The sequence below is a fragment of the Streptomyces sp. NPDC093064 genome, from assembly GCF_044754605.1.
In the GTDB taxonomy this organism is placed as follows: Bacteria; Actinomycetota; Actinomycetes; order Streptomycetales; family Streptomycetaceae; genus Streptomyces.
Genome location: NZ_JBIVPK010000026.1, coordinates 1 through 25,480, shown reverse-complemented (window position 1 = coordinate 25,480; position 25,480 = coordinate 1). Strand labels below are relative to the sequence as shown.

The following is a 25,480-nucleotide window of genomic DNA, read 5'->3' as shown; positions in this document are numbered from 1 at the left end:
GTCAGCCGATCCCGGGAATCAGGGAGATGATCAGGTCGATGAGCTTGATCCCGACGAAGGGCGCGATCAGCCCGCCGAGGCCGTAGACGGCGAGGTTGCGGCGGAGCATCCGGTCCGCGCTCGTCGGCCGGTAGCGCACACCCCGCAGGGCGAGCGGCACCAGCGCGATGATGACCAGCGCGTTGAAGACGACCGCGGACAGGATCGCCGAGTCCGGAGAGGACAGCTGCATGATGTTCAGCTTGTCCAGGCCCGGGTAGACCGCGGCGAACAGGGCCGGGATGATCGCGAAGTACTTCGCCACGTCGTTGGCGATGGAGAACGTCGTGAGCGCACCGCGGGTGATCAGGAGCTGCTTGCCGATCTCGACGATCTCGATCAGCTTGGTCGGGTCGGAGTCGAGGTCGACCATGTTGCCGGCCTCCTTGGCGGCCGACGTACCGGTGTTCATCGCCACGCCGACGTCGGCCTGGGCCAGCGCGGGCGCGTCGTTGGTGCCGTCACCGGTCATCGCGACCAGCTTGCCGCCGCTCTGCTCGCGCCTGATCACGGCCATCTTGTCCTCGGGCGTGGCCTCGGCGAGGAAGTCGTCGACACCGGCCTCGTCCGCGATCGCCCGGGCGGTCAGCGGGTTGTCACCCGTGATCATGACGGTTTTGATGCCCATCCGGCGAAGTTCGGCGAAGCGTTCCCGCATGCCGTCCTTGACCACGTCCTTGAGGTGGATGACGCCCAGGACCCGGGCGCCGTCCTGGTCCTGCGCGGCGACCAGCAGCGGTGTGCCGCCGGCCGCGGAGATCTCCTTCGAGAGGCGGTCGGCGTCCTCGGCGATCCGCCCGTCCTGCTCCTCGACCCAGGCGATGACGGATCCCGTCGCGCCCTTGCGGATCCTGCGGCCGTCCACGTCCACGCCGGACATCCGGGTCTGGGCGGTGAACGCGATCCACTCGGCTCCGGCCAGTTCGCCCTGGTGCCGCTCGCGCAGCCCGTACTTCTCCTTGGCCAGCACCACCACGGAACGGCCCTCGGGCGTCTCGTCGGCCAGCGAGGAGAGCTGGGCGGCGTCCGCCAGTTCGGCGGCGGTGGTACCGCGCACCGGGACGAACTCCGCGGCCCTGCGGTTGCCGAGGGTGATCGTGCCGGTCTTGTCCAGCAGCAGCGTCGACACGTCGCCGGCGGCCTCCACCGCCCGTCCCGACATCGCCAGCACATTGCGCTGGACCAGCCGGTCCATGCCCGCGATGCCGATGGCCGACAGCAGCGCGCCGATCGTCGTCGGGATCAGGCAGACCAGCAGCGCGACCAGCACCACCATGGTCAGGTGCGTGCCCGCGTAGTCGGCGAACGGCGGCAGTGTGGCGCAGGCGAGAAGGAAGACGATCGTCAGCGAGGCCAGCAGGATGTTCAGCGCGATCTCGTTCGGCGTCTTCTGCCGGGCGGCGCCCTCGACGAGGCCGATCATCCGGTCGATGAAGGTCTCGCCGGGCTTGGTGGTGATCTTGATGACGATTCGGTCGGACAGCACCCTGGTGCCGCCGGTCACCGCGGACCGGTCGCCGCCGGACTCGCGGATCACGGGCGCCGACTCGCCGGTGATGGCCGACTCGTCGACCGAGGCGACGCCCTCGACGACGTCCCCGTCGCCGGGGATGACGTCGCCCGCCTCGCACACGACGAGGTCGCCGACGTGCAGCTCGGTGCCGGGGACCTCGGTCCCGTCCACCCGGTGCGCCACGGTGTCGGTCTTGGCCCGGCGCAGGGTCTCCGCCTGCGCCTTGCCACGGCCCTCGGCTACCGCCTCGGCGAGGTTGGCGAAGACGACGGTCAGCCAGAGCCAGGCGCTGATCGCCCAGCCGAACCAGTCGCCCGGCCTGGTGAGGGAGAAGGCGGTGGTCAGCAGCGAGCCGATCCACACCACGAACATCACCGGTGACTTGACCATCACCCGCGGATCGAGCTTGCGGCAGGCGTCGGGCAGCGACCTGACCAGCTGCCGGGCGTCGAAGAGACCGGCACCGACCCGGCTCGGTCCGGACGGGTGCCCGGTGGGCACGTCGCTGTGCGGTGCCCGGGTCCTGGTGACTGCGGACATGGAGTCCTCGTGGTTCTGTGTGGAGGTGGTCATCACGCCAGCCCCTCGGCGAGCGGGCCCAGTGCGAGGGCCGGGAAGTACGTCAGACCGACGACGATCAGGACGGCGCCCACCAACATGCCGGTGAACAGCGGTTTCTCGGTGCGCAGGGTGCCCGCGGTGACCGGCACCGGCTGCTGCGCGCCCAGGGAGCCGGCCAGGGCGAGGACGAACACCATGGGCAGGAAGCGGCCGAGCAGCATGGCGAGCCCGGTCGTGGTGTTGAACCAGTCGGTGTTGGCGTTCAGGCCGGCGAAGGCCGAACCGTTGTTGTTCGCGGCCGAGGTGTAGGCGTAGAGCACTTCGGAGAATCCGTGCGCGCCCGGGTTGAGCGCCGAGTGCGGCGGGGTCGGCAGGGCCATCGAGAAGGCGCTGAACACCAGCACCAGCGCCGGGGTGATCAGGATGTAGACGGCGGCCAGCTTGATCTCCCGGGAGCCGATCTTCTTGCCCAGGTACTCGGGTGTGCGCCCGACCATCAGACCGGCGATGAAGACCGCGATGACGGCCATGATCAGGATGCCGTACAGGCCGGAGCCGACCCCGCCGGGCGCGATCTCGCCGAGCATCATGCCGAGCATCGCGATCCCGCCGCCGAACCCGGTGAGCGAGGAGTGCGCGGCGTCGACGGCGCCGGTCGAGGTGAGCGTGGTCGACGCCGCGAAGATCGAGGAGGCGCCGATGCCGAACCCGATCTCCTTGCCCTCCATCGCGCCGCCCGCGATCCGCAGCGCGCCTCCGTGGTGGGCGAACTCGCTCCACATCATCAGGGAGACGAAGGCGAGCCAGATGGTGGCCATCGCCGCGAGGATGGCGTAGCCCTGCCGGACCGAGCCGACCATGACACCGAACGTCCGGGTCAGCGCGAAGGGGATCACCAGGATCAGGAAGACCTCGAAGAGGTTGGAGAACGGGGTCGGGTTCTCGAAGGGGTGGGCGCTGTTGGCGTTGAAGTAGCCGCCGCCGTTGGTGCCCAGCTCCTTGATGGCCTCCTGGGAGGCCACCGCGCCGCCGTTCCACTGCTGCGCGCCGCCGAAGAACTGGCCGACCTCGTGGATCCCGGAGAAGTTCTGGATCACCCCGCAGGCCACCAGCACAATCGCGGCGACCGTGGCCAGCGGGAGGAGGATGCGCACGGTGCCGCGCACCAGGTCGGCCCAGAAGTTGCCCAGTGCACCGGTGCGGATGGGGGTCCCCCCTGCTCGAGCGGAGCCGAGAGCTCGGGGGAGGGCGAAGCCGCGCACCAGGGCCACGGCCACCGCCATGCCGACGGCGGCGGAGGCGAAGTTCTGCACGGCGAGACCGGCGGTCTGGACCACGTGCCCCATGGTCTGCTCGCCCGCGTACGACTGCCAGTTGGTGTTGGTGACGAAGGACGCGGCGGTGTTGAAGGCCTGGGCGGGGCCGACGGACCGGAAGCCGAGCGAGAGCGGCAGCACGCCCTGGATCCGCTGGAGCAGGTACAGGAAGAGGACACCGGCCAGGGAGAAGGCGAGCACGGCGCGGATGTACGCGGGCCAGCGCATCTCCGCGTCCGGATCGGCGCCGACGACCCGGTAGATCCATCTCTCCACCCGCAAGTGGCGCTGCGCGCGGTAGACGCCGGCCAAGTAGGTGCCCAGCGGTACGTAGGCCAGCCCCAGCGCGGCCATGAGAGCGAGCAGCTGGAGCACTCCGGCGAGTACGGGACTCATGACGCTGCTCAGAACCTCTCCGGGAAGATCAGGGCGAGGACGAGATAGCCCAGCAGGGCGACGGCCACGACCAGGCCGACGATGTTCTCGGCGGTCACAGCTTCGTCACCCCCTTGACGGCGAGGGCCACGAGCGCGAACACCGCGAGCGTGATGACGACGAAGGCCACATCGGCCATCGCGAACTCCTGGGATGAGAGACGAACGGACATCGACGATTCGAGGAAACGACCTCCTCTGCCCGATTCCGACCACCGTTGACGGCTCTCATACGGCGGCACACCCACCCTTGACGGACCTCTGACGACGCGCCACCCGACGGCGTCGGCGGGGTGGCGTCAAGAACCGGCCCGGGCGCGTCAGGGGGGTGTCAAGGGCAGGTGCCGAAGCCCTCGGGGGGCTCTAACGTCGAGCACATGGGACGCCGCGACGACGAGCGAGCCGGCACCGGTCCGGTGCCGCGGGAACCCGGCCGCGAGGCCCGCACCCATCCGTGGGCGCGGGAGCTGCGCACCTCGGTCGGCTGCTCCGTGGCGCTGCTCGTCCTGCTGCTCCTGATCGACTGGGGCACGGGCAGCCTCACCTGGTGGCGCGGGGTCCTCTGGTTCACGCTCGCGGTGCTGCTCTTCGTGGTGCTGTGCCCGCCCCGTGTCCGCGCCGGCCGGGGCTGGATCGCCTCCCGGTCGCTGCTGCGCAGCCGTCTGGTCCGTACCGACCTGCTGGTGTCGGTGCGCGCGGTCGACGGTGTCTGCCGGCGGCTGGTGCTGCTGGACTCCCTCGGCGGGCGGGTGGAGCTGGATCCCGAGGTCCTGGTGGACCATCCCGACGTCTGGTACCGCCTCGACGAGGACGCCCGGCACTGTGTGGCGGCGGGCAGGCTCCAGTGCGGGACGGACGAACTGCGCGCCATCTCCGAGCAGGTGGACCGGGAGACCGCACTGGCGGTGTTCCGGGTCTCGGGACTGGAGTCATGACACTGGGTGCCCACCCCGGTTCCGGCGCCGTGTCTCCCCCGGATGGCCGAAGGTGCGGTGAAACCTGCGTGTCCACTGGTCATGAAGTGACGTCTGGGTCGTCACGGCCGCTCTTGACGGAAGATTGACGCCTGCTCACCCGGGTACTCGTGAGCCCCTGCGTTACTCTCCGCATACGTTGGTGACCCGTCCGCGTGACGGCCCGGTCCGTGACGGCCCGGTCCGCACGCGAGCCACACCTCAGGAGCAGGGGCATGGCGACCACCGAGCACCCTCCCAGTCGTCTGCGCGCCTGGATGCTGGAGGGCCTGTCCGACATGGGCAAGGGCATTCAGCAGGCCCCGCACGCCCTGCCGGAGCCCCCGCACAAGGGACAGCGGTGGTGGAGGGTGATGTGCCTGACCGGCGTGGACTACTTCTCCACGCTCGGATACCAGCCGGGCATCGCGGCGCTGGCGGCCGGGCTGCTGTCGCCGATCGCCACCCTCGTGCTGGTCCTCGTCACCCTCGCGGGTGCCCTGCCGGTGTACCGCAGGGTGGCGGCGGAGAGCCCGCACGGCGCGGGCTCGATCGCGATGCTGGAGCGGCTGCTGTCGTTCTGGCAGGGCAAGCTGTTCGTGCTGACCCTGCTCGGCTTCGCCGCCACCGACTTCCTGATCACCATGACGCTGTCGGCCGCGGACGCCTCGACCCACCTGGTGGAGAACCCGCACCTGACGGCCGCGCTGCACAGCCACCAGATGCTGATCACGCTCCTGCTCATCGCGCTGCTCGGCGCGGTCTTCCTCAAGGGCTTCGTGGAGGCGATCGGCGTCGCCTTCGCCCTGGTCGGGATCTATCTCGCGCTGAACGCCGTCGTGGTGGCCGTCGGTCTGTGGCACGTCCTGACCGCCGGCCATGTGGTCACCGACTGGACCGGCGCGCTGACCGCCCAGCACGGCAACGTCTTCCTCATGGTCGGCGTGGCCCTGCTCGTCTTCCCCAAGCTCGCGCTCGGCCTGTCCGGCTTCGAGACCGGCGTCGCCGTCATGCCGCACGTGCGGGGCGACCCGGACGACACCGAGGAGCGGCCCACCGGCCGGATCCGGGACACCAGGAAGCTGCTCACCACGGCCGCGCTGATCATGAGCTGCTTCCTCATCGCCACCAGCTTCATCACCACGCTGCTGATCCCGGCGCCGGAGTTCAAGGCCGGCGGCCAGGCCAACGGCCGTGCCCTGGCCTATCTGGCGCACGAGTACCTCGGCAACACCTTCGGCACCGTCTACGACGTCTCGACCATCCTGATCCTGTGGTTCGCGGGCGCCTCCGCGATGGCCGGGCTGCTCAACCTGATGCCGCGGTACCTGCCCCGCTACGGAATGGCCCCGCACTGGGCGCGGGCGGTCCGCCCGATGGTCATCGTCTTCATCTTGATCGGCTTCCTGGTCACCTGGATCTTCGATGCCAACGTCGACAAGCAGGGCGGCGCGTACGCCACGGGCGTGCTCGTGCTGATCAGCTCCGCGGCGATCGCGGTGACCATCGCCGCCCGCAGGGCCGGCCAGCGCAAATGGACCATCGCGTTCGGGGTCATCTCGGCCGTGTTCCTGTACACGACCGTCGTCAACGTCATCGAGCGTCCCGACGGTGTGAAGATCGGCGCCTGCTTCATCGCCGGGATCATGCTGGTCTCGCTGCTGTCGCGGCTCGCGCGCTCCTTCGAGCTGCGGGTGACGAGCGTGACGCTCGACGCCATGGCGGAACGGTTCGTCAGAGACATCGCCAGCCGCAAGATCCGGTTCATCGCCAAGGAGCCCGAGCGGCAGGCGAAGTCCGAGTACCGCGACAAGATCGAGCAGATCCGCAGCGACAGCGACATCCCGCTCACGGAGGACTTCGTCTTCGTCGAGGTGACGGTCACCGACCCCTCGGAGTTCGAGGCCGGCCTGACCGTGCACGGCGAGGTCAGGCACGACCGGTACCGCGTGCTGGCCCTGGAGTCCGCGTCCGTCCCGAACGCCCTGGCCGCGCTCCTCCTCCATGTCCGGGAGATGACCGGCCGCACCCCGCACATCTACTTCGAGTGGACCGAGGGCAACCCGTTCGCCAACTTCCTGCGGTTCTTCCTCTTCGGCCAGGGCGAGGTCGCGCCGGTCACGCGCGAGGTGCTGCGCGAGGCGGAGCCGGACCGCGCCAAGCGGCCGCGGGTGCACACCGGCTGAGCCGCGCCCGCGAACGGCCCACCCCCGGGTCAGTCCACGCCGCCCGCGGCCCTATCGTGACCGGCATGCAGTCCTACACGATCGGGCAGGCGGCCCGGCTGCTCGGCGTCAGCCCGGACACCGCGCGCCGCTGGGCGGACGCGGGCCGGATGGCCACCCACCGCGACGACAGCGGACGCCGACTCATCGACGGCCGGGACCTCGCCGCGTTCTCGGTCGAGCTGGCCCGGACCGGCGGCGGCGAGGAGGGCCCCTCGTACACGTCGGCCCGCAACGCCTTCGCCGGCATCGTGACCGCCATCAAACTCGGTGACGTCGCCGCCCAGGTCGAGATCCAGGCGGGACCGCACCGCCTCGTCTCCCTGCTGACCCGGGAGGCCGTGGAGGAACTGGGTCTGGAGGTCGGCATGGAGGCCACCGCCCGCGTGAAGTCGACGAACGTGCACATCGACCGCACGTAGCAGAACCGCCTCACACCCGGGTACGCGCGCGATAGCCGCCGTCCATGCGTATCGCCCGGACACCGCTGACGTACCGCGCGCCGCAGCGGTCCTGCGGCAGGACCAACTGGGGGCCGGCGCCGTCGAGCCGGGAGCCGTCGATGGTCACCGCGAGCAGGACCGGAGCGTCGGCGAAGTCGGGATCGATCTCGGCCCACGACAGCAGCGCGTGATGCCCGTCGGCGGCCGTGACCGCGATCAGGAAGCGCAGCCGGTCCTTGCGCCGGGCCGGGTCGAAACCGGGCCCCGCCGCGGACAGCACGTCGTACAGGCGCGGTCCGGTGAACCGGTGGTGCTGCGCTCCGCTGGTGGCGCAGTCGAAGGCGACTCCCACCCCGTGCTGCGGCCACCCGAGCAGATCCCGCACGGTCAGCCGGGCCGGGCGGGCGAGGTCGCCGGTCAGGTCGAGCTCCGCGAGCGTCACGGGCACCACCTCCTGAGTGTCCGTACCCGAACGACCGCCCCGTACAAACGCACATGCAAGCCGTGCGTCACGTCTCGCCAGCTCGTGCAATGCAACAGGGGCCTTACACCTGGCAATTGCGGCAGTATGATCGCGGCACGGCCGTGTGAGCGGTCGTGGCAGGGCGCGACAGCTTCTTGCGTGCAGAGCCAGAGGAGTAGAACCGTGATGACCCGTTCCACGCGGCGGACCAGGATGCTGAAGTCGGGAGTTGCGGGGGCCGCGGCGTTGCTGGCTCTCAGCGCCTGCTCCTCCTCGTCCTCCGACGACTCGTCCTCGGCGGGGTCCGGCACGTCGGAGGCCGCCGCGCCGAAGCTGTCCGGCACCGTGACCGTCTTCGCCGCCGCCTCGCTGAAGGAGAGCTTCACCACGCTCGGCAAGCAGTTCGAGCAGCAGCACCCGGGCACCAAGGTCACCTTCAACTTCGGCGGCAGCGACAGCCTCGCCGCGAGCATCACCTCCGGTGCCCCCGCCGACGTGTTCGCCGCCGCCAGCACCAAGACCATGGCGATCGTGACCGACAAGAAGGACGCGGCCGGCACCCCGGTCACCTTCGTCCGCAACCAGCTCGAGATCGCGACCGCGCCGGGCAACCCGGACAAGATCTCCTCGCTGAAGGACCTCACCGGGCCCGGCCTGAAGGTCGTCCTGTGCGACAAGACCGTGCCCTGCGGCGCCGCCGCCCAGAAGGTGCTGGACGCGAGCCACCTCAAGCTGACCCCGGTCTCCTACGAGCAGGACGTCAAGAGCGCCCTGACCAAGGTCGAGCTGAAGGAGGCCGACGCGGCCCTCGTCTACAAGACCGACGTGAAGGCCGCCGCCGGCAGGGTCCAGGGCGTGGAGTTCCCCGAGTCGGCCGATGCCGTCAACGACTACCCGATCACCCTGCTCAAGAACGCACCCAACGCCACCGCGGCCAAGGCGTTCGTCGAGCTGGTGACGTCGGCCGAAGGCCAGAAGGTCCTGACCGGGGCCGGGTTCCTGAAGCCGTGACCGAGATCGACGAGGCCCGCGCCGTGACCCGGAAGAACGGGTCGCGGCGCGGCCGCGCGCTCGGCGGGGCCCCGCTGCCCCTGCTGGTCCCCGCCCTGGTCGGCCTGGCCTTCCTGCTGCTGCCGCTGATCGCGCTGCTGATCCGGGCCCCCTGGCGCAGCCTGCCGGACCAGCTGACCAGCGCCGAGGTGTGGCAGGCGCTCCAGTTGTCCCTGATCAGCGCCACCGCGGCCACCGCCGTGAGCCTGGTGCTCGGCGTCCCGCTGGCCTGGCTGCTGGCCCGTACGGACTTCCCCGGACGCGGATTCGTCCGGGCGCTGGTCACGCTGCCGCTCGTGCTGCCCCCGGTCGTGGGCGGTGTGGCCCTGCTGCTGGCCCTGGGGCGCAACGGTGTCGTCGGGCAATGGCTGGACTCCTGGTTCGGCATCACGCTGCCGTTCACCACGGCCGGGGTGGTGGTCGCGGAGGCGTTCGTGGCCATGCCGTTCCTCGTGATCAGCGTCGAGGGCACGTTGCGGGCCGCCGACCCGCGCTACGAGGAGGCGGCCACCACGCTGGGTGCCTCCCGCTTCACCGCGTTCCGCCGGGTCACCCTGCCGCTGATCGCGCCGGGCATCGCCGCGGGCGCCGTGCTCGCCTGGGCGCGAGCGCTCGGCGAGTTCGGCGCGACGATCACCTTCGCCGGCAACTTCCCCGGCCGTACGCAGACCATGCCGCTGGCCGTCTACCTGGCCCTGCAGAACGACCCGGCGGCGGCGATCGCCCTGAGCCTGGTGCTGCTCGCGGTGTCGATCGCCGTACTGGCGGGTCTGCGGGACCGTTGGATGACGGCCTCCTGATGAACCCGCCGCCGATCCCGACCCGCCCCGCATCCAGGACGTTCACCTCATGACCGACAGCGACCGGACCACCGCCGGCGTACGTACCGAGGGCGTGCCCGGGGAGGGCCTGGACGCCCGCCTCGTCGTCGAACGCGGCGGCTTCCGCCTCGACGTCGCGCTCACCGCCGCCCCCGGCGACGTGGTGGCACTGCTCGGCCCGAACGGCGCCGGGAAGACGACGGCTCTGCGCGCGCTGGCGGGCCTGGTCCCGCTCACCGGCGGCCATCTGCGCCTGGACGGCGCCGCGCTGGACCGCACGCCGCCCGAGGCACGCCCGGTCGGCGTGGTCTTCCAGGACTACCTGCTGTTCCCGCACCTGTCGGCGCTGGACAACGTGGCGTTCGGGCCACGCTGCCGGGGCGCGTCCAAGGCCGAGGCCCGCGCGCAGGCCGCGCGGTGGCTGGACCGGATGGGACTGGCCGACCACACCGGTGCCAAGCCCCGCCGCCTCTCCGGCGGCCAGGCGCAGCGCGTGGCCCTGGCCCGCGCCCTGGCCACCGGGCCCCGGCTGCTGCTGCTCGACGAACCGCTCGCCGCGCTCGACGCCCGCACCCGGCTGGAGGTCCGCGCCCAGCTGCGCCGGCACCTCGCCGAGTTCGAGGCCGTCGCCGTCCTGGTCACCCATGACCCGCTGGACGCGATGGTGCTGGCCGACCGGCTGGTCGTCGTCGAGCACGGCCATGTCGTCCAGAAGGGCACCCCGTCGGAGATCGCCCGCCATCCGCGCACCGACTACGTCGCGCAGCTCGTGGGCCTGAACCTCTACCGAGGTGAGGCAGAAGGCCACTGCGTCCGTCTCGCGGCCGGTCCCGCCATCACCACCACCGAGGACCTGACGGGAGAGGTCTTCGTGGCCTTCCCGCCGAGTGCGGTCACCCTCCACCGGGACCGCCCCTCGGGCTCCAGCGCGCGCAATCTGTGGCGCTGCGAGGTCGCCGGTCTTGAGACCCACGGCGACCAGATCCGCGCCGACCTGACCGGCGAACTCGCCCTCACCGCGGACCTGACCACGGTCGCGGCCGCCGAGCTGGACCTGCACCCGGGCGCGGCGGTCTGGGCGACGGTCAAGGCGGCGCAGACCCACGCCTACCCGGCCTGAGGCACCGGCCGCCCTACGGTGGTGATCACCACGTCCCCCACCCACCGCGAGGCACGCCCATGAGCCTGAGCATGCGCAACCAGTTGCCCGGCACGGTCACCACCGTCACCCCCGGCGAGGCGATGGCCCTCGTTCACGTGCGCCTGGACGGAGGCGGACAGCTCACGTCCGCGATCACCCGCGACGCCGTCGAGGACCTGCGTCTGGCCGAAGGCAGCGCCGTGCGCGCCCTGGTGAAGTCGACGGAGGTGTCCCTGGCCACCGGGCCGGTCGAGGGCCTGTCCATCCGCAACCGGCTGCCGGGCACCGTCACCGGGATCGCCCTGGGCGCGGCCATGGCGTCCGTCCGGGTCGAGGTGGAGGGCGGCGAGCTGACCGCCGCGATCACCAGGGACGCCGCCACGGAACTCGGCCTGGCGGCGGGCACACGCGTCACCGCCCTGATCAAGTCGACCGAGGTCGCCCTGGCCACCGTGTGACACGCCTGGAAAAGCCCTGGGGCTCCCGCCCGGATCGGACGGGAGCCCCATAAGCCGCTCGATCAGTCCTCGTACGCGTCCAGCGGCGGGCAGGAGCAGACGAGGTTGCGGTCGCCGTAGGCCTGGTCGATACGGCGCACCGGCGGCCAGTACTTGTCGGCCACCGAGACCCCGGCCGGGAAGACGGCCTCCTCACGGGTGTAGCCGTGCTGCCACTCCCCGCCGAGCGCCGCGGCGGTGTGCGGGGCGCCGTACAGCGGGTTGTCGTCCGCGGGCCACTGGCCGGAACCGACCTTCTCGATCTCGGCGCGGATCGCGATCATCGCGTCGCAGAACCGGTCCAGCTCGGCCAGGTCCTCGGACTCGGTCGGCTCGATCATCAGCGTGCCGGCCACCGGGAACGACATCGTCGGCGCGTGGAAGCCGTAGTCGATGAGCCGCTTGGCGACGTCGTCCACGCTCACCCCGGTCGCCTTGGTCAGCGGGCGCAGGTCGATGATGCACTCGTGGGCGACCAGGCCGCCGGGACCGGTGTAGAGCACCGGGTAGTGCGGCTCGAGGCGCTTGGCGACGTAGTTGGCGCTGAGCACGGCGACCTGCGTGGCCCGCTTGAGGCCCTCGCCGCCCATCAGGCGGACGTAGGCCCAGGAGATCGGCAGGATGCCGGCCGAGCCCCACGGCGCGGCCGAGATCGGGCCGACTCCGGTCTCCGGGCCGGCGTCGGGCTGGAGCGGGTGGTTGGGCAGGTACGGCGCCAGGTGGGAGCGCACACCGACCGGGCCGACGCCGGGACCGCCGCCGCCGTGCGGGATGCAGAACGTCTTGTGCAGGTTCAGGTGGGAGACGTCGCCGCCGAAGTGGCCCGGCTTGGCGAGGCCCACCAGGGCGTTGAGGTTGGCGCCGTCGACGTACACCTGGCCGCCGGCCTCGTGGACCTGCGCGCAGATGTCGGCGACGTGCTCCTCGAACACGCCGTGCGTGGACGGGTAGGTGATCATCAGCACGGCCAGCTGCTCGCGGTACTGCTCGATCTTCGCCCGCAGGTCCTCGACGTCGATCTCGCCGTCCTCGGAGGTCCTGACGACGACGACCTTCATGCCGGCCATCACGGCGCTGGCGGCGTTGGTGCCGTGCGCGGAGGACGGGATGAGGCAGATGGTGCGCTGCTCGTCCCCGTTGGCACGGTGGTACCCGCGCACGGCGAGCAGACCGGCCAGCTCGCCCTGGGAGCCGGCGTTCGGCTGAAGGGAGACCTTGTCGTAGCCGGTGACCTCGGCGAGACGGTCCTCCAGCTCGCGGATGAGGGTGAGGTAGCCCTGCGCCTGCTCGGCGGGCACGAAGGGGTGCAGCTGCCCGAACTCCGGCCAGGTGACCGGCTCCATCTCGGTCGTCGCGTTGAGCTTCATGGTGCACGAGCCCAGCGGGATCATGCCGCGGTCGAGCGCGTAGTCGCGGTCGGACAGCCGGCGCAGGTAGCGCAGCATCGCGGTCTCGGACCGGTACTGGTGGAAGACCGGGTGGGTGAGGTAGGCGTCGTCGCGCAGCAGCGCCTCGGGCAGCGCGTCCTCGGCGGCGGCGTCCAGCGCCTCGATGTCGCCCCCGACGCCGAAGGCGGCCCACACGGCGCGCAGCCGGTCCCGGGTGGTGGTCTCGTCGCAGGCGACCGAGGCGTGGTCGGCGTCGACCAGGCGCAGGTTCACGCCGCCTTCGCGGGCCTCGGCGACGACCTCGGCGGCGCGCCCCTCCGCCTTGACGGTCAGGGTGTCGAAGTATGCGCCGTGCACGACCTCGAAACCGCCGGCCTCGAGGCCCTCTGCGAGGACCGTGGCGTACCGGTGGGTGCGCAGCGCGATGTCCCGCAGGCCCTCGGGGCCGTGGTAGACCGCGTACATGCCCGCCATGACGGCGAGCAGCACCTGGGCGGTGCAGATGTTGCTGGTGGCCTTCTCGCGGCGGATGTGCTGCTCACGGGTCTGCAGGGCGAGGCGGTAGGCCTTGTTGCCGTCGGCGTCGACGGAGACGCCGACCAGGCGGCCGGGCAGACTGCGCGCGAACTTCTCGCGCACCGCCATGAAGCCGGCGTGCGGGCCGCCGAAGCCGATCGGCACGCCGAAGCGCTGGGTGGTGCCGACGGCGATGTCCGCGCCGAGCTCGCCGGGCGACTTCAGCAGGGTGAGCGCGAGCAGGTCGGCGGCGACGGTGACCACGGCGCCCAGCTCGTGCGCCTGGTCGATGACGGGCTTCAGGTCGCGCACGGCACCGGAGGCGCCCGGGTACTGCAGGAGCACGCCGTTGATCTCGCGCTCGGCGATCTCGGCCGGGATGCCCTTGCTGAGGTCGGCGACGACGACCTCGACGCCGGTCGGCTCGGCGCGGGTCTCGATGACGGCGATGGTCTGCGGCAGCGCGTCCGCGTCGACCAGGAACAGGCCCTTCTTGTTCTTGCCCATGCGCCGGGACAGCGCCATGGCCTCGGCGGCGGCGGTGCCCTCGTCGAGCAGCGACGCGCCGGAAGTCGGCAGACCGGTCAGCTCGGCGACCACGGTCTGGAAGTTCAGCAGCGCCTCGAGGCGGCCCTGGGAGATCTCCGGCTGGTAGGGGGTGTAGGCGGTGTACCAGGCCGGGTTCTCCATGACGTTGCGCAGGATGACCGGCGGGGTGAAGGTCCCGTAGTAGCCGAGTCCGATCATCGAGCCGAGGACCTGGTTGCGGTCGGCGAGCGAGCGCAGCTCGGCCAGCACCTCGGCCTCGGTGCGGGCGCCGGGCAGGTCGAGCGCGTCGGCGTTCTTGATCACATCGGGCACCGCGGCGGCGGTGAGCTCGTCGAGCGAGCCGTAGCCGACCTGCGCGAGCATTTTGGCCCGCGCCTCCTGGTCGGGCCCGATGTGGCGCTGTTCGAAGGGGATGCCCTGTTCGAGCTCGGAGAGCGGAATGCGCTGGGCGGTCATTGCGGAGGCCTCCTGGTCTGACACGACCTTCGAGGGACACCCCGGCACGGGTGCCCCGACGGCCTCCCCCTCTGTCATCTCAACCTGAGAGCTTCACCGGGCCGCCCGAGGGCTCCCGGTTTTCACCGTCGGTGAGAGCGGAAGCCGTCGACAACCGCTCTGCTTTCCAGAGTGACCTCGTCCGTGCGGTACGTGGGCCTGAGAGATTCCGGGGAGGATTTGCTCCTTCGGCGCCCCCGGTGGTGCCGGAGGGCTCTCCCGCACGGGGTCAGCAGCCGTTGCCAGAGTACCAGCGGGCCGACCGCACGGGTCTTCGAGTGGCCGCCATGCTGAATGTGCTCTTTTGTAGTGGTTACGGATGAGTTGCGACCACGTGGAGGGACAGTGCAGACGGAGATCGATCCGCGCAACCTGATCGGCCGCAAGGCGTTCGACCGCAGCGGCCACAAGATCGGCACGGTGGACGAGGTCTACCTCGACGACGCGACGGGTGTGCCGGAGTGGGCGGCGATACGCACCGGCTTGTTCTCCCGGGACGCCTTCGTCCCCCTGGAGCCCAGCGAACTGGTCGAGGGCGCCCTGCGTGTCCCCTTCGACCGCGCACTGATCAAGGAGGCCCCCGACTTCGGCGTGGGCCGCCATCTGTCCCCGGAGCAGGAACTGCAGCTCTACCACCACTACGGCCTCGACGTGGCCCCTCCACCGACCGTTCCGGACCACCATTTCGGCAAGCTGGCAGGCTCCGGCTCGGGCCCGGACGAGAGCTGAGCCGGCGGGACCGGAGGTACCGAAGGAACCAGAGGAAGGGGCTCGGCCGGTTCCAGGTCCGGGTCGTCCATCAGGAACGTGCGTACCCGGCCCGGCGCGGAGTCGGGGGTCTCGAAGCGGACGGTGACGCGGCCGAGGCCGCTGCCCTGCACCCATCCGTGGCCGTATTCTGCGTGCCGTACGTCGTGGCCCGCCGGCCACCGCCGCTCGGTGGGTGCCGGCTGCCGCTCGGCGGGTTCCTCCGGCCGCTCCTCGGCCGGGCCCTCCGCCTGCGCGCCCGCGGCCTGCGCGAACAGGTCCTCCTGGGTGTAGTCGGCGAGCCCGGACACGCCCACGCCGAGCAGCCGTACGCCGCCGGTGGTGTCCACGGAGTCCAGCAACCGGGCGGCCGCCTCCCGTATCACCGCGGGGTCGTCGGTGGGTCCGCGCAGTGTCTCGGAGCGGGTCAGGGTGGAGAAGTCGTAGCGGCGCACCTTCAGCACGATGGTGCGCCCCGACAGACCGGCCCCGCGCAGCCGCCGCACGCACCGGTCGGCCAGCCGCTGCACCTCCAGGGCCACCCGGACGCGGTCGTGGATGTCCACGTCGTAGGTGTCCTCGACGGACACCGACTTCGCCTCGCGCTCGGCGACGACGGGACGCTCGTCGTGGGCCAGCGCCATCGCGTACAGCGCGTGCCCGTGCGCTTTGCCGAGCAGGCGTACGAGTTCGTCCTCGCCGGCCTCGGCGATCTCCTCGACGGTGTGGATCCCGGCCCGCCGCAGATGGTCGCCCGTGGCCGGGCCCACGCCCGGCAGGGTCCGCACGGACAGCGGACCGAGCAGGGCCCGCTCGGTGCCGGGCTCGATGAGCACCAGCCCGTCGGGCTTGGCCTGCTCAGAGCCGATCTTGGCGAGCATCTTGGCGGCGGCCAGCCCCACGGATCCCGTGAGCCCCGTGACGGCCTGGATGTCGGCACGCAGCTTCGTCCCCGCCAGCCGGGCTGACTCCGCGTCCCAGGCGGCTCCCCCGGCCTCCAGGTCCACGAACGCCTCGTCCAGGCTCAGCGGCTCCACCAGGGGCGACAGCGCCCGCAGGAGGCCCATCACCCGCTCGCTGATGGAGCGGTAGAAGGCGAAGCGCGGCACGAGGTACGCGGCGTTCGGCGCCAGCCGCCTCGCCTGGGCCATGGGCATCGCGGAGTGGACGCCGAAGACGCGCGCCTCGTACGACGCCGTGGCCACCACCCCGCGCGGTCCCAGCCCGCCCACGACCACGGCCTTCCCGCGCAGACTCGGCTTGGACGCCTGCTCCGCGGAGGCGAAGAAGGCATCCATGTCGAGATGGAGGATCGTGGGTGCGGTTCTCACATCTACGATGCTGCACCACGCCACTGACAATGCCCCGGTTCCGGCGGCACCCGTACGGGCTCTCGAAGCCGGTCCGGGGCCGAGCACGCGGATAGGGCCGATGGGGCCAGGTCGGTGGCCGAAACGACCGAAGCCGGCCGAGGGGCCGCTCAGACGGCCCGGTTGCGCCGCCGGGCGAGCTCGTCGCCCGGGTTGTGCCCCACGAGCGTCTCCCCGGTGTCGATGCGCTCACCGTGCAGCTGCGACAGCGCGCTCTCCACATCGCGCCACACCACGCCGACGGCGATGCCGAAGATTCCCTGGCCTCCCTGGAGCAGGGCGTGCACCTCGTCGGGCGATGTGCACTCGTACACCGTGGCACCGTCGCTCATCAGCGTCATGCGCTCCAGGTCACGCAGACCGCACTCGCGCAGGTGCTGGACGGCGCTGCGGATGTTCTGCAGCGACACGCCGGTGTCGAGGAACCGCTTCACGATCTTCAGGACGACGACGTCCCGGAAGCTGTAAAGGCGCTGGGTGCCGGACCCGTGGGCGGGGCGCACGCTCGGCTCGACCAGCCCGGTGCGCGCCCAGTAGTCCAGTTGCCGGTAGGTGATCCCGGCGGCCGCACAGGCCGTCGGACCGCGGTAGCCGATCTGCTCGGTCGCCATGGCCGCCGCCCCTCCGCTGCTCGGCACCGCCGTCGGTCGCTGCGGAGCACGACCGGCCACGCCCCCGGCAGGGGGATACCCCCCGCTCGGTCGGAGCCGAGAGCTCGGGGGAGGGTACGGACCGCTTCCCCCGGCATTGCGTCCGGGGGCACCCCCAGCCGTACCGTCGCCGCTGCTTCTCACGCCGACCTCCGTCCTTGACCTGCCTCCTCGACGGTAGGCAGTCACCAGGGGTGCGTCAACGATCGCCACACTCGGCACGCCGAGTGATAATCACCCTAAGAGTGGTTTCGCGTACCCCATCGCCGGGAAAGGCTATCCGAATGCCACGGAGGGAGGCCGCAGGACCGTCTCCCGTGGCCCCTGCGGGCGCTTCACTGGCTGCTGGTGCCGAAGTCCTCCGGCGAGATCTGGTCGAGGAACTCGCGGAACTTCTCCACCTCGTCCTCCTGCTCGTCCGGGATCGCGATGCCCGCGTCGTCGAGCACCGTGTCGCTGCCGAAGATCGGCGTCCCTGTACGCAGGGCCAGCGCTATGGCATCGGACGGCCGGGCGCTCACCTCGACACCGCTGGCGAACACCAGCTCGGCGTAGAAGACGCCTTCACGCAGGTCCGTGATGCGCACTTCCGTGAGTTCCTGGCCGACCGCTTCCAGCACGTCCTTGAACAGGTCGTGGGTCAGCGGTCGCGCAGGGGCCATGCCCTGTTGGGCGAAGGCGATCGCCGTCGCCTCCCCTGGCCCGATCCAGATGGGGAGGTAACGGTCGCCTCCCACTTCACGCAGGAGCACGATCGGCTGGTTGGAGGGCATCTCGACCCGGACACCTACGACATCGAGCTCGTTCACACAGCAACCCTAGGCGGTGCCCCGACCGTTTGGGTAGTCGGGCCGGGCATGGGAGGAGGATCCAGCCGCCTCCCCGGGCCCGCTCACGGCAGCCGCACCCCCAGCGCGGTCTGGACGAGCACCGTGTGCAGCCGGACCGTGAGCTCCGCGAGCTCCTTGGCGCGGGCCTCCGCATGCGCCCTGGTCTGCGGGTTGCGATGCCGCTTGAGCGGGGCCACCACCTGGTCGACGAGCCCGGCCTCCCGGTCGGCGGCCGCCTTCATCACCCGCAGGTGCCGGGGCTCGATCCCGAAACGCCCCAGCTCGGAGACGAGCGAGGCCACGGTCACCGCCTCGGCGCCGTAGGCCCCGTCCGCCAACGGAGTGAGCAGCCCGTACGACTCCCACTCCCGCAGTTCACCCTCCTCGATACCGGCGGCGACGAGCAGCTCGGCCCGCCCGATCCGGGCCCCTGATGGCGCCTCTGCCGATGTCGGTACGGCCGCGCCCTCACGCTGCCGGCCGACCGCGGGCAGGTGGACCGCCTCGCCGCGCTCCATCGCGTCCAGGTACTCGCGGATCACCTTCAACGGCAGGTAGTGGTCCCGCTGCATCCGCAGGACCAGGGCCAGTCGCTCGACGTCGCCGGTGCTGAACTTGCGGTACCCCGAGGGGGTGCGCCGCGGCTCGACGAGCCCTTCAGACTCCAGGAAACGGATCTTGGAGACGGTGACCTCGGGGAACTCGTCGCGCAGCGCGTTCAGCACCGTGCCGATGCTCTTCAGCCCACTGTCCGTGGCGGCGGCGCCGTGCCCGGCACCGCCGCTCGGTGATTGACGCATGGACCTTCCCTGACAGGTCAGATGCCCTGCCGGCTCGAGTAGAAGACCAGCCGGTACTTGCCGATCTGCACCTCGTCACCGTTGGACAGAGCGACCTGGTCGATCGGCTCCCGGTTGACGTACGTGCCGTTCAGACTGCCGACGTCGGCCACCGTGAACGAGCCGTCCGGGCTGCGGCGGAACTCCACATGGCGACGCGAGACCGTCACGTCGTCCAGGAAGATGTCGCTCTGCGGATGACGCCCCGCCGTGGTCAGCTCGCCGTCCAGGAGGAAGCGGCTGCCGGAGTTCGGGCCGCGGCGCACCACCAGCAGGGCCGAGCCCAGCGGCAGCGCGTCGACGGCCGCCTGCGCCTCCGGAGACAGCATCGGCGTCTGGCCGGTGGCCTCGGCGTCGTAGGCCTCGAGACCGGAGATGGAGATCGTCGAGGTCGTCTCCGACGAGCGCTCCGGCGTCGCACCGGGCCGCAGCGGCGCACCGCAGTTGGAGCAGAAGCGGCTGTTCTCCGCGTTGCGGTTACCGCACCTCGTACACACCAGGGCCGACATGGACGGATCCTCCTGCCGCGGCTGCCCCGCGGGGGCATCGGACGCGTACGGGCCGGCGGCAAACCCTCCAGCCGTACCTGAGGTCGACGGTTGCCCGAAACCTATGCCGCCCGACTGGGCAGGGTCAACCGACGACGCGTCCTGACCGGCCACCTGGTCCCTGAACAGCGGACGCCGGCCCTCGGCGTCAGGCTGTGCGCGATGACGGGCCGTCGCGTTCTCCCCGCCCTCTCGCGCGCTCTTGCCGAACAACTTCGCAAACAACTTCACGGGCGATTCCCCTTGACCGAAACAGACCCGCCCGTGGGGCAGGACGAACCCTGACTGCATACACCGGTCGACCCGGACATCTTCACAACGTCCGTATCCACCAGACAGTTTCCACCACGCACCACCCAATCGGTGCGCCGACCCCCCGCAACCTCATGCCCCTGCCGGACGAACGCCATGCACCGCCGGTTCACCGCGAGGACGACCGAGCGTAGTCAGGCCTCTTCGCCGCCCGCAAGGCATCCACGACGATCTTGTCCGAACGGTCGATGGTCACGGTGGCCTGCTCCTTCTCCAGGGTCTGCACCACGCCTCCAGGAATGTTGAGCGCCGGTTCGAGGTCCTGCGGCTTGCCGATGACCTTGAAACGATACGGGGCGTTGATCTTGTTCCCGTCGACGTCCACACTCTTGCCGGCGTCGGTGAGATAAGTGTTCGCCACCACGCGTACACCGTTCACCTCGATCGCCTCCGCACCGGCCGCGCGCAGTTCCTGTATCGCGTCGAGCAGCATGTCCGCCCGGACCGTCCCCTTCGTGTCCTCGATCGTCACCGTGATGCCGGGCCCCTGCGCGGCCACCGTGCCCGCGAGGATGCCGAGTTGCTTCTCCTTCTCGGCCGTCTGCCTGCGGGCCTCCTCGGCCTGGTCCGAGCTGTTCTCCAGCTCCTGGCGCTGCTTCTCCAGACCCTGCTTCTCGTCTTCAAGACGCTGAGTACGGTCGTCCAGTTCATCGAGGATGCGGACGAGATCCTCCTGCCGGGCGCCACGCAGCGCGTTGTCGCCGCTGCTGTTGGAGGCGACCTGGACGGCGAGTCCGAAGCCGAGGCCGAACAGCAGCAGGGCGACGACGAGTTGGGCCCGGGTGAAGCGCGGCGGCCACAGCCCCTGGGCCAGCCGCTGGCGACCGGTCAGCGCGAGCTCGGAACTCGCCGCGGCGCTCTGGCCCGCACCGGCGGCCGCCTGCGCGGGCACCTCCTGGGGCAACTCCTGGCGCAGTCGCTGCTGCTCGGGCTGTGTGTCCTGCTGCCCGTTCTCGGGCTGTTCGTCCTGGTGGCTCATGACTCTCACGCTCGGAACACGTGCCGTCGGATCGCCGCGGCATTGGAGAAGATGCGGATACCGAGGACGACCACGACACCCGTGGACAGCTGGGCGCCCACGCCCAACTTGTCGCCGAGGAAGACGATCAGCGCGGCCACGACCACGTTGGACAGGAACGACACGACGAAGACCTTGTCGTCGAAGATGCCGTCCAGCATGGCCCGCAGGCCACCGAAGACGGCGTCCAGGGCCGCGACGACGGCGATCGGCAGATAAGGCTCGACGACCGCCGGAACCTCCGGCCGGACCAACAGGCCGGCCACCACTCCCACAACGAGGCCCAGTACGGCGATCACGATGTGCCCTTCTCAGTGCTCGGCTGTGCTGTACGTACGATCACACTCGGTGCTGCGGCCAGCCGGAGGTCACTCTCCACGGAGATGCCGGTCCGGATGCCGTAGTTGTCCTTCAGGGCCTGGAGGTACAACCCGTCGGGGCTGTCCTGGAACCGGGCGCTCAGCCGCTTCCCGTCCCCCACGGCGAGCACCGTGTAGGGCGGCACCAGCGGCTTGTTGTCGACCAGTATCGCGTCACCCGCGGCCCTGATCGCCGACAGGGCCGTCAGCCGCTGCCCGTTGATGGAGACCGCCTCGGCGCCCGACTGCCACAGCCCGTTCACCACCCGCTGCATGTCCCGGTCACGCACCCGGCCGGTGTCGGAGAAACCCGACGCGCCGCGCGGATTGCCGCCGCCGCCCGTGCCGGCCTCCTTGGCGTCGTCCACCACGAGCCTCATACCGGGGCCGTACACCTCGCTGGCGCCCGCCAGCATGCTCACCAGGTCGGCCTGCGGGTTGCCACCGGTGTGCCGCAGCGCCTGGCGCTGCCGCGCGTTCACGTCGTCCCGCAGCTTGTCGACGGTGCCCTCGAGCTCGTCGGCCGCCGCGGTCTCCTTGTCGATGCGGTCGATCAGCTCCTGGCGCTCCTTGGCGACGACCGGGGCCGCCACACGCGCCTGTGCCGCTCCCACGGTCACCACGAGCCCGGCCAGCACCAGCCCGCCCGCCAGGCCGAGCTTCGCCCGGACGGTTTTCGGCATGCCGCTCTCACCCGCGGCCTTCTTCCGAGCGGCGGCCTCGGCATAACCGTCGTCGAGGCTGTGGTCCATGACGTTGGTGATCAACGACATAGAGGCATCCGGTCGGGAGGGCCGCGCGGGGTTGCTCCGAATGGGGGGATGCTGCGGCATGCCGCACATCGTCGCACGACGCGGCCGTGACCTCCGAATGGCCCCACCGGCGTGCCGGGCAGGCAACCCTTGGGGGACACTTGTCCGGCACGCGCGCGTGCTGTCCGTTTTACCGGCCGACGCCCTGTTCCAGCGGCTGGCGTTCTACCGGCCGGCGCTGTCCACGACCGCCGCCCACTCGTCCAGCAGCGTCTGCGCGGAGGAGTCGTCGGGCCCCTCGGCCCATAGGTGGGTGACCGCCTCGGCGGGGTCGGGCAGGACCATCACCCAGCGGCCGTCGGTCTCCACCACCCGCACACCGTCCGTGGTGTCCACGAAGCGGTCTCCGGCCGCCTCGACGACCCGGCGCATCACCAGGCCCTTGACGGCCCACGGCGTCGCCAGGTCGCGCTTGAGGACGTGCGCACGCGGGATCCGGGCGTCGATCTGGCTCAGGGTGAGCTGAGTGCGCGCGACCAGCCCGATGAGCCGTACGAAGGCCGCCGTGCCGTCGTAGACGCTGCTGAACTCCGGGACGATGAACCCGCCCTTGCCGTCGCCGCCGAAGATCGTCCCTTCCTCGCCGCCGACCCGTGTGAGGTCGTCGGGCGAGGTCGTCGTCCACTCCACCTGGGTGCCGTGATAGGCGGCCACCTGCTCGGCGATCCGCGTGGTCGTGACGGGTAGCGCCACCCGGCCGCTGCGCCGCTCGGCCGCGATGAGGTCGAGCATCACCAGCAGCGCCCGGTCGTCCTCGATGATGCGGCCCCTCTCGTCGACGAGCGACAGCCGCTCGCCCACCGGGTCGAACCGCACACCGAACGCGGCCCCGGAGGAGGCCACGATCTCGCCGAGCCGCACCAGACCCGAACGCCGAATGTCGGCGGTCTCCGTCGGCCGGGCCTCGTTCAGCCCGGGGTTGATCGTCAGCGAGTCCACCCCGAGCTTGCCGAGCAGGCTGGGCAGCACGAGTCCGGCGCTGCCGTTCGAGGCGTCCACGACGACCTTGAGCCCTGACTCGGCGATCGCGGTGGTGTCGACGTTGCGCAGCAGCGATCCGGTGTACGAGTCGAAGACGCTGGACGGGAAGTACAGGTCACCGATCTCGCCCGGGAACGCACGCCGGTACTCCTGGCGCGCGAAGACCCGGTCCAGCTTGCGCTGGCTGCCCTGGGACAGGTCGGCGCCTTGTCCGTCGAAGAACATGATGTCGACCGAGTCGGGCACCCCGGGCGTGGTCCGGATCATGATGCCGCCTGCGCTGCCCCGCGCGGTCTGCTGCCGCGCGACCGGCAGCGGTACGTTCTCCAGGTCCCGTACGTCGATGGCGCTGGCCTGGAGGGCCGAGATGACCGCCCGCTTGAGCGCGCGGGCACCCCGGGAGTGGTCGCGGGCCGTGGTGACCGTGGAGCCCTTCTTGAGCGTGGTCGCGTAGGCGCCGGCAAGCCGTACGGCGAGCTCCGGAGTGATCTCCACGTTCAGGATCCCGGACACTCCGCGGGCCCCGAAGAGGTGCGCCTGGCCCCGCGACTCCCAGATGACCGAGGTGTTGACGAAGGCGCCGGCCTCGATGGTCTTGAACGGGTACACCCGGACGTTGCCCTGCACGATCGATTCTTCACCGATCAGGCACTCGTCACCGATGACCGCGCCGTCCTCGATCCGCGCCGCACGCATGATGTCGGTGTTCTTGCCGACGACACAGCCGCGCAGGTTGCTGTGCTGGCCTATGTACACGTTGTCGTGCACGACGGCCTTGTGCAGGAAGGCACCGCTCTTCACGACGACGTTGGAGCCGACGACGGTGTGCTCGCGGATTTCGACGCCGGCCTCCACCTTGGCGTAGTCGCCGATGTAGAGCGGCCCGCGCAGCACGGCGTCGGGGTGCACCTCGGCGCCCTCGGCGACCCAGACTCCCGGGGAGATCTCGAAGCCGTCGATCTCGACTTCGACCTTGCCCTCCAGGACGTCGGCCTGCGCCTTCACATAGCTCTCGTGGGTGCCGACGTCCTCCCAGTAGCCCTCGGCGATATAGCCGTAAATGGGCTTGCCTTCCTTCATCAGCTGCGGGAAGACATCGCCGGACCAGTCGACCGGAACGTCGGGGTCGACATAGTTGAACACCTCGGGCTCCATTACGTAGATGCCCGTGTTCACGGTGTCGGAGAAGACCTGGCCCCAGGTCGGCTTCTCCAGGAAGCGCTCGACCTTGCCCTCTTCGTCGACGATGGTGATACCGAATTCCAGCGGATTGGGCACGCGCGTGAGACACACGGTCACCATCGCGCCCTTTTCCTTGTGGAATTCAATCAGCCGGGTGAGGTCGAAGTCGGTCAGGGCATCACCGGAGATGACGAGGAACGCGTCGTCCTTCAACGCCTCCTCGGCGTTCTTGACGCTTCCGGCGGTTCCGAGTGGCTTCTCCTCGTTGGCATAGGTGAGCTCCATTCCGAGCTCTTCACCATCACCAAAGTAGTTCTTGACCAACGAGGCCAGGAACTGGACTGTGACGACGGTCTCATTCAGCCCATGCCTTTTGAGCAGCCGCAGCACATGCTCCATGATCGGCCGGTTGACCACCGGCAGGAGTGGCTTGGGCATGCTCGAGGTCATCGGTCGAAGGCGCGTGCCTTCGCCTCCGGCCATCACGACGGCCTTCATGTCGGAAGCGTCCTCCTCCAAGAGACGACGATCTAGCCGACTGCACCCGTCCTGATTGTCCCGCACTTTTCCCAGGCGGGCCATCGGAGTCCCCGCGGTTGCCTCGATGAGGGGAAGTCAGTCGGCCATGGCGTCCGCACGGACCAGACGGCGGACTTGTACCACGTAGAGGACTCCTGCCCACCAATAGAGCGTTGTACCCCAAACTGCGAACGCCCATCCGAAAATGGCCGCGAGTGACGCGATCCATCCGCTGCCGTCACTGAGCAGCAACAAGGGGAACGCATACATCAGGTTGAACGTCGCCGCCTTCCCCAGGAAGTTCACCTGCGGCGGCGGGTAGCCGTGCCGTCTGAGGACGCCCACGGCCACCAGGAGCATCAATTCGCGTGCCACAAGCAGAGCGGTCAGCCACAGCGGCAGAATCTCGCGCCAGGTGAGACCGAGGAGGGTGGAGAGAACGTAGAGCCGGTCGGCGGCCGGGTCGAGTAGCCGGCCGAGACTGCTCACCTGGTTCCACCGTCGTGCGAGCTTGCCGTCGAGGTAGTCGCTGACTCCGCTCAACGCCAGCACCAGCAGTGCCCAGCCGTCACTCTTGGGGCCACCGAACTCCGGCCGGAGGATCAGCCACAGGAAGAGGGGTACGCCGACGAGCCGCGCCATGCTGAGGATATTCGGGATGGTGAGGACCCGGTCCGTCTGGACACGGGTCTCCTGGACCTCCACCCGGGGGCCTCCTGTGGGAAAGATACCGACGATGCCTCCTGACTTTACCCCAACGCAAAAAAGCTCCGACCCCCGGGCTGTTTGCCCAGGAGCCGGAGCTCTAAAGGTAGTTCGGCGGCGTCCTACTCTCCCACAGGGTCCCCCCTGCAGTACCATCGGCGCTGTGAGGCTTAGCTTCCGGGTTCGGTATGTAACCGGGCGTTT

23 protein-coding genes, 1 rRNA gene and 1 riboswitch are annotated in these 25,480 nt (G+C 70.3%); of the genes, 8 read left to right on the top strand and 16 right to left on the bottom strand.

All coding sequences use genetic code 11. The annotated features are described in order from the left end of the window. Position 1: 1 nt before the first annotated feature. Genes kdpB through kdpF form a run of 3 tightly spaced genes read right to left on the bottom strand, consistent with a single transcriptional unit; the run spans position 2 to position 3,923 of the window. On the bottom strand, positions 2-2,125 hold the full coding sequence (kdpB, locus tag ACIQFZ_RS26965; RefSeq protein ID WP_402692346.1) for a potassium-transporting ATPase subunit KdpB: 2,124 nt from the start codon (positions 2,123-2,125) through the stop codon (positions 2-4). Then, positions 2,125-3,825 (bottom strand): potassium-transporting ATPase subunit KdpA, encoded by a 1,701-nt coding sequence (gene kdpA / locus ACIQFZ_RS26960; protein WP_402692345.1) that lies wholly within the window; start codon positions 3,823-3,825, stop codon positions 2,125-2,127. Before kdpA ends, kdpB begins: the two co-directional genes overlap by 1 nt. Positions 3,826-3,833: 8 nt before the next feature. Further along, positions 3,834-3,923: a K(+)-transporting ATPase subunit F gene (kdpF, locus tag ACIQFZ_RS26955; protein WP_016434100.1), complete on the bottom strand. Its 90-nt coding sequence runs from the start codon at positions 3,921-3,923 to the stop codon at positions 3,834-3,836. 317 nt (positions 3,924-4,240) lie between these two features. On the opposite strand from kdpF, the gene ACIQFZ_RS26950 reads away from it, so the two are divergent. From ACIQFZ_RS26950 to ACIQFZ_RS26940, 3 genes are all read left to right on the top strand, one after another. Continuing rightward, positions 4,241-4,798 carry a hypothetical protein gene (locus ACIQFZ_RS26950; RefSeq protein WP_365778080.1) on the top strand — a complete coding sequence of 186 codons (558 nt, stop codon included), beginning with the start codon at positions 4,241-4,243 and terminating at the stop codon, positions 4,796-4,798. Positions 4,799-5,052: 254 nt separating this feature from the next. Beyond that, entirely contained in the window at positions 5,053-7,002 is a 1,950-nt protein-coding gene (locus ACIQFZ_RS26945; RefSeq protein WP_383061136.1) for an amino acid transporter, read from the top strand. A gap of 65 nt (positions 7,003-7,067) precedes the next feature. Beyond that, positions 7,068-7,463, top strand: a complete 396-nt coding sequence (locus ACIQFZ_RS26940; protein ID WP_141362976.1) for a molybdopterin-binding protein — start codon at positions 7,068-7,070, stop codon at positions 7,461-7,463. 10 nt (positions 7,464-7,473) lie between these two features. Here the strand turns inward: ACIQFZ_RS26940 and ACIQFZ_RS26935 are convergent, their stop codons facing one another. Then, positions 7,474-7,935 (bottom strand): molybdopterin-dependent oxidoreductase, encoded by a 462-nt coding sequence (locus ACIQFZ_RS26935; protein ID WP_402692344.1) that lies wholly within the window; start codon positions 7,933-7,935, stop codon positions 7,474-7,476. 198 nt (positions 7,936-8,133) lie between these two features. Between ACIQFZ_RS26935 and modA the strand changes: the two genes are divergently transcribed. The 4 genes from modA to ACIQFZ_RS26915 are packed head-to-tail and all read left to right on the top strand — an operon-like array spanning position 8,134 to position 11,417. Then, entirely contained in the window at positions 8,134-8,958 is an 825-nt protein-coding gene (gene modA, locus ACIQFZ_RS26930; RefSeq protein WP_365422124.1) for a molybdate ABC transporter substrate-binding protein, read from the top strand. Beyond that, on the top strand, positions 8,955-9,797 hold the full coding sequence (gene modB / locus ACIQFZ_RS26925; protein WP_376652529.1) for a molybdate ABC transporter permease subunit: 843 nt from the start codon (positions 8,955-8,957) through the stop codon (positions 9,795-9,797). Before modA ends, modB begins: the two co-directional genes overlap by 4 nt. 49 nt (positions 9,798-9,846) lie before the next feature. Further along, entirely contained in the window at positions 9,847-10,938 is a 1,092-nt protein-coding gene (locus ACIQFZ_RS26920) for an ABC transporter ATP-binding protein (protein ID WP_402692343.1), read from the top strand. 59 nt (positions 10,939-10,997) lie between these two features. After that, a complete protein-coding gene (locus ACIQFZ_RS26915; RefSeq protein WP_402692342.1) occupies positions 10,998-11,417 on the top strand; it encodes a molybdopterin-binding protein in 420 nt (139 codons plus the stop codon). Between the two features lie 62 nt (positions 11,418-11,479). Here the strand turns inward: ACIQFZ_RS26915 and gcvP are convergent, their stop codons facing one another. Further along, positions 11,480-14,365: an aminomethyl-transferring glycine dehydrogenase gene (gcvP, locus tag ACIQFZ_RS26910; RefSeq protein WP_402692341.1), complete on the bottom strand. Its 2,886-nt coding sequence runs from the start codon at positions 14,363-14,365 to the stop codon at positions 11,480-11,482. A 176-nt stretch (positions 14,366-14,541) separates the two neighbouring features. Then, positions 14,542-14,636, bottom strand: a riboswitch (glycine riboswitch). A 113-nt stretch (positions 14,637-14,749) separates the two neighbouring features. On the opposite strand from gcvP, the gene ACIQFZ_RS26905 reads away from it, so the two are divergent. Beyond that, positions 14,750-15,133, top strand: coding sequence for a PRC-barrel domain-containing protein (locus ACIQFZ_RS26905; protein WP_361414887.1), 384 nt, complete (start codon positions 14,750-14,752; stop codon positions 15,131-15,133). On the opposite strand, the gene ACIQFZ_RS26900 is transcribed toward ACIQFZ_RS26905, so the two are convergent. From ACIQFZ_RS26900 to rrf, 11 genes are all read right to left on the bottom strand, one after another. Then, positions 15,043-16,482, bottom strand: a complete 1,440-nt coding sequence (locus ACIQFZ_RS26900; protein ID WP_383061139.1) for a DNA polymerase IV — start codon at positions 16,480-16,482, stop codon at positions 15,043-15,045. The two genes, ACIQFZ_RS26905 and ACIQFZ_RS26900, sit on opposite strands and share 91 nt — an antisense overlap. 149 nt (positions 16,483-16,631) lie before the next feature. Then, positions 16,632-17,315 carry a MerR family transcriptional regulator gene (locus ACIQFZ_RS26895; protein ID WP_365422110.1) on the bottom strand — a complete coding sequence of 228 codons (684 nt, stop codon included), beginning with the start codon at positions 17,313-17,315 and terminating at the stop codon, positions 16,632-16,634. Between the two features lie 191 nt (positions 17,316-17,506). Beyond that, positions 17,507-17,980 carry a bifunctional nuclease family protein gene (locus ACIQFZ_RS26890; RefSeq protein ID WP_037684412.1) on the bottom strand — a complete coding sequence of 158 codons (474 nt, stop codon included), beginning with the start codon at positions 17,978-17,980 and terminating at the stop codon, positions 17,507-17,509. Positions 17,981-18,063: 83 nt separating this feature from the next. Further along, positions 18,064-18,801 carry a MerR family transcriptional regulator gene (locus ACIQFZ_RS26885; protein WP_365422108.1) on the bottom strand — a complete coding sequence of 246 codons (738 nt, stop codon included), beginning with the start codon at positions 18,799-18,801 and terminating at the stop codon, positions 18,064-18,066. Between the two features lie 17 nt (positions 18,802-18,818). Further along, the gene (locus tag ACIQFZ_RS26880; RefSeq protein WP_365422105.1) at positions 18,819-19,679 is read right to left on the bottom strand and encodes an FHA domain-containing protein; all 861 of its coding nucleotides are present in this window, start codon (positions 19,677-19,679) and stop codon (positions 18,819-18,821) included. 130 nt (positions 19,680-19,809) lie between these two features. After that, a complete protein-coding gene (locus ACIQFZ_RS26875) occupies positions 19,810-20,679 on the bottom strand; it encodes a DUF881 domain-containing protein (RefSeq protein WP_365422102.1) in 870 nt (289 codons plus the stop codon). 5 nt (positions 20,680-20,684) lie between these two features. After that, the gene (locus tag ACIQFZ_RS26870; protein ID WP_003988855.1) at positions 20,685-21,017 is read right to left on the bottom strand and encodes a small basic family protein; all 333 of its coding nucleotides are present in this window, start codon (positions 21,015-21,017) and stop codon (positions 20,685-20,687) included. Beyond that, positions 21,014-21,910, bottom strand: a complete 897-nt coding sequence (locus ACIQFZ_RS26865) for a DUF881 domain-containing protein (protein ID WP_383061141.1) — start codon at positions 21,908-21,910, stop codon at positions 21,014-21,016. Before ACIQFZ_RS26865 ends, ACIQFZ_RS26870 begins: the two co-directional genes overlap by 4 nt. 144 nt (positions 21,911-22,054) lie before the next feature. After that, complete coding sequence (locus tag ACIQFZ_RS26860; protein ID WP_365422096.1) at positions 22,055-24,550, bottom strand: mannose-1-phosphate guanyltransferase; 2,496 nt, start codon at positions 24,548-24,550, stop codon at positions 22,055-22,057. A 117-nt stretch (positions 24,551-24,667) separates the two neighbouring features. After that, positions 24,668-25,276 (bottom strand): CDP-alcohol phosphatidyltransferase family protein, encoded by a 609-nt coding sequence (locus tag ACIQFZ_RS26855; RefSeq protein ID WP_365422093.1) that lies wholly within the window; start codon positions 25,274-25,276, stop codon positions 24,668-24,670. Between the two features lie 109 nt (positions 25,277-25,385). Next, a 5S ribosomal RNA gene (rrf, locus tag ACIQFZ_RS26850) occupies positions 25,386-25,480 on the bottom strand; the annotation flags it as partial.

Bases quoted from the DNA above. Each gene is read 5' to 3' on its own strand.
- ACIQFZ_RS26880 (WP_365422105.1), bottom strand. From the start codon at position 19,679: ATGCAGTCAGGGTTCGTCCTGCCCCACGGGCGGGTCTGTTTCGGTCAA.
- ACIQFZ_RS26950 (WP_365778080.1), top strand. From the start codon at position 4,241: ATGGGACGCCGCGACGACGAGCGAGCCGGCACCGGTCCGGTGCCGCGG.
- gcvP (WP_402692341.1), bottom strand. From the start codon at position 14,365: ATGACCGCCCAGCGCATTCCGCTCTCCGAGCTCGAACAGGGCATCCCC.
- ACIQFZ_RS26865 (WP_383061141.1), bottom strand. From the start codon at position 21,910: ATGCCGCAGCATCCCCCCATTCGGAGCAACCCCGCGCGGCCCTCCCGA.
- ACIQFZ_RS26915 (WP_402692342.1), top strand. From the start codon at position 10,998: ATGAGCCTGAGCATGCGCAACCAGTTGCCCGGCACGGTCACCACCGTC.
- ACIQFZ_RS26875 (WP_365422102.1), bottom strand. From the start codon at position 20,679: ATGAGCCACCAGGACGAACAGCCCGAGAACGGGCAGCAGGACACACAG.
- modA (WP_365422124.1), top strand. From the start codon at position 8,134: ATGACCCGTTCCACGCGGCGGACCAGGATGCTGAAGTCGGGAGTTGCG.
- ACIQFZ_RS26940 (WP_141362976.1), top strand. From the start codon at position 7,068: ATGCAGTCCTACACGATCGGGCAGGCGGCCCGGCTGCTCGGCGTCAGC.
- kdpB (WP_402692346.1), bottom strand. From the start codon at position 2,125: ATGACCACCTCCACACAGAACCACGAGGACTCCATGTCCGCAGTCACC.
- ACIQFZ_RS26945 (WP_383061136.1), top strand. From the start codon at position 5,053: ATGGCGACCACCGAGCACCCTCCCAGTCGTCTGCGCGCCTGGATGCTG.
- ACIQFZ_RS26860 (WP_365422096.1), bottom strand. From the start codon at position 24,550: ATGAAGGCCGTCGTGATGGCCGGAGGCGAAGGCACGCGCCTTCGACCG.
- kdpA (WP_402692345.1), bottom strand. From the start codon at position 3,825: ATGAGTCCCGTACTCGCCGGAGTGCTCCAGCTGCTCGCTCTCATGGCC.
- ACIQFZ_RS26920 (WP_402692343.1), top strand. From the start codon at position 9,847: ATGACCGACAGCGACCGGACCACCGCCGGCGTACGTACCGAGGGCGTG.
- ACIQFZ_RS26885 (WP_365422108.1), bottom strand. From the start codon at position 18,801: ATGCGTCAATCACCGAGCGGCGGTGCCGGGCACGGCGCCGCCGCCACG.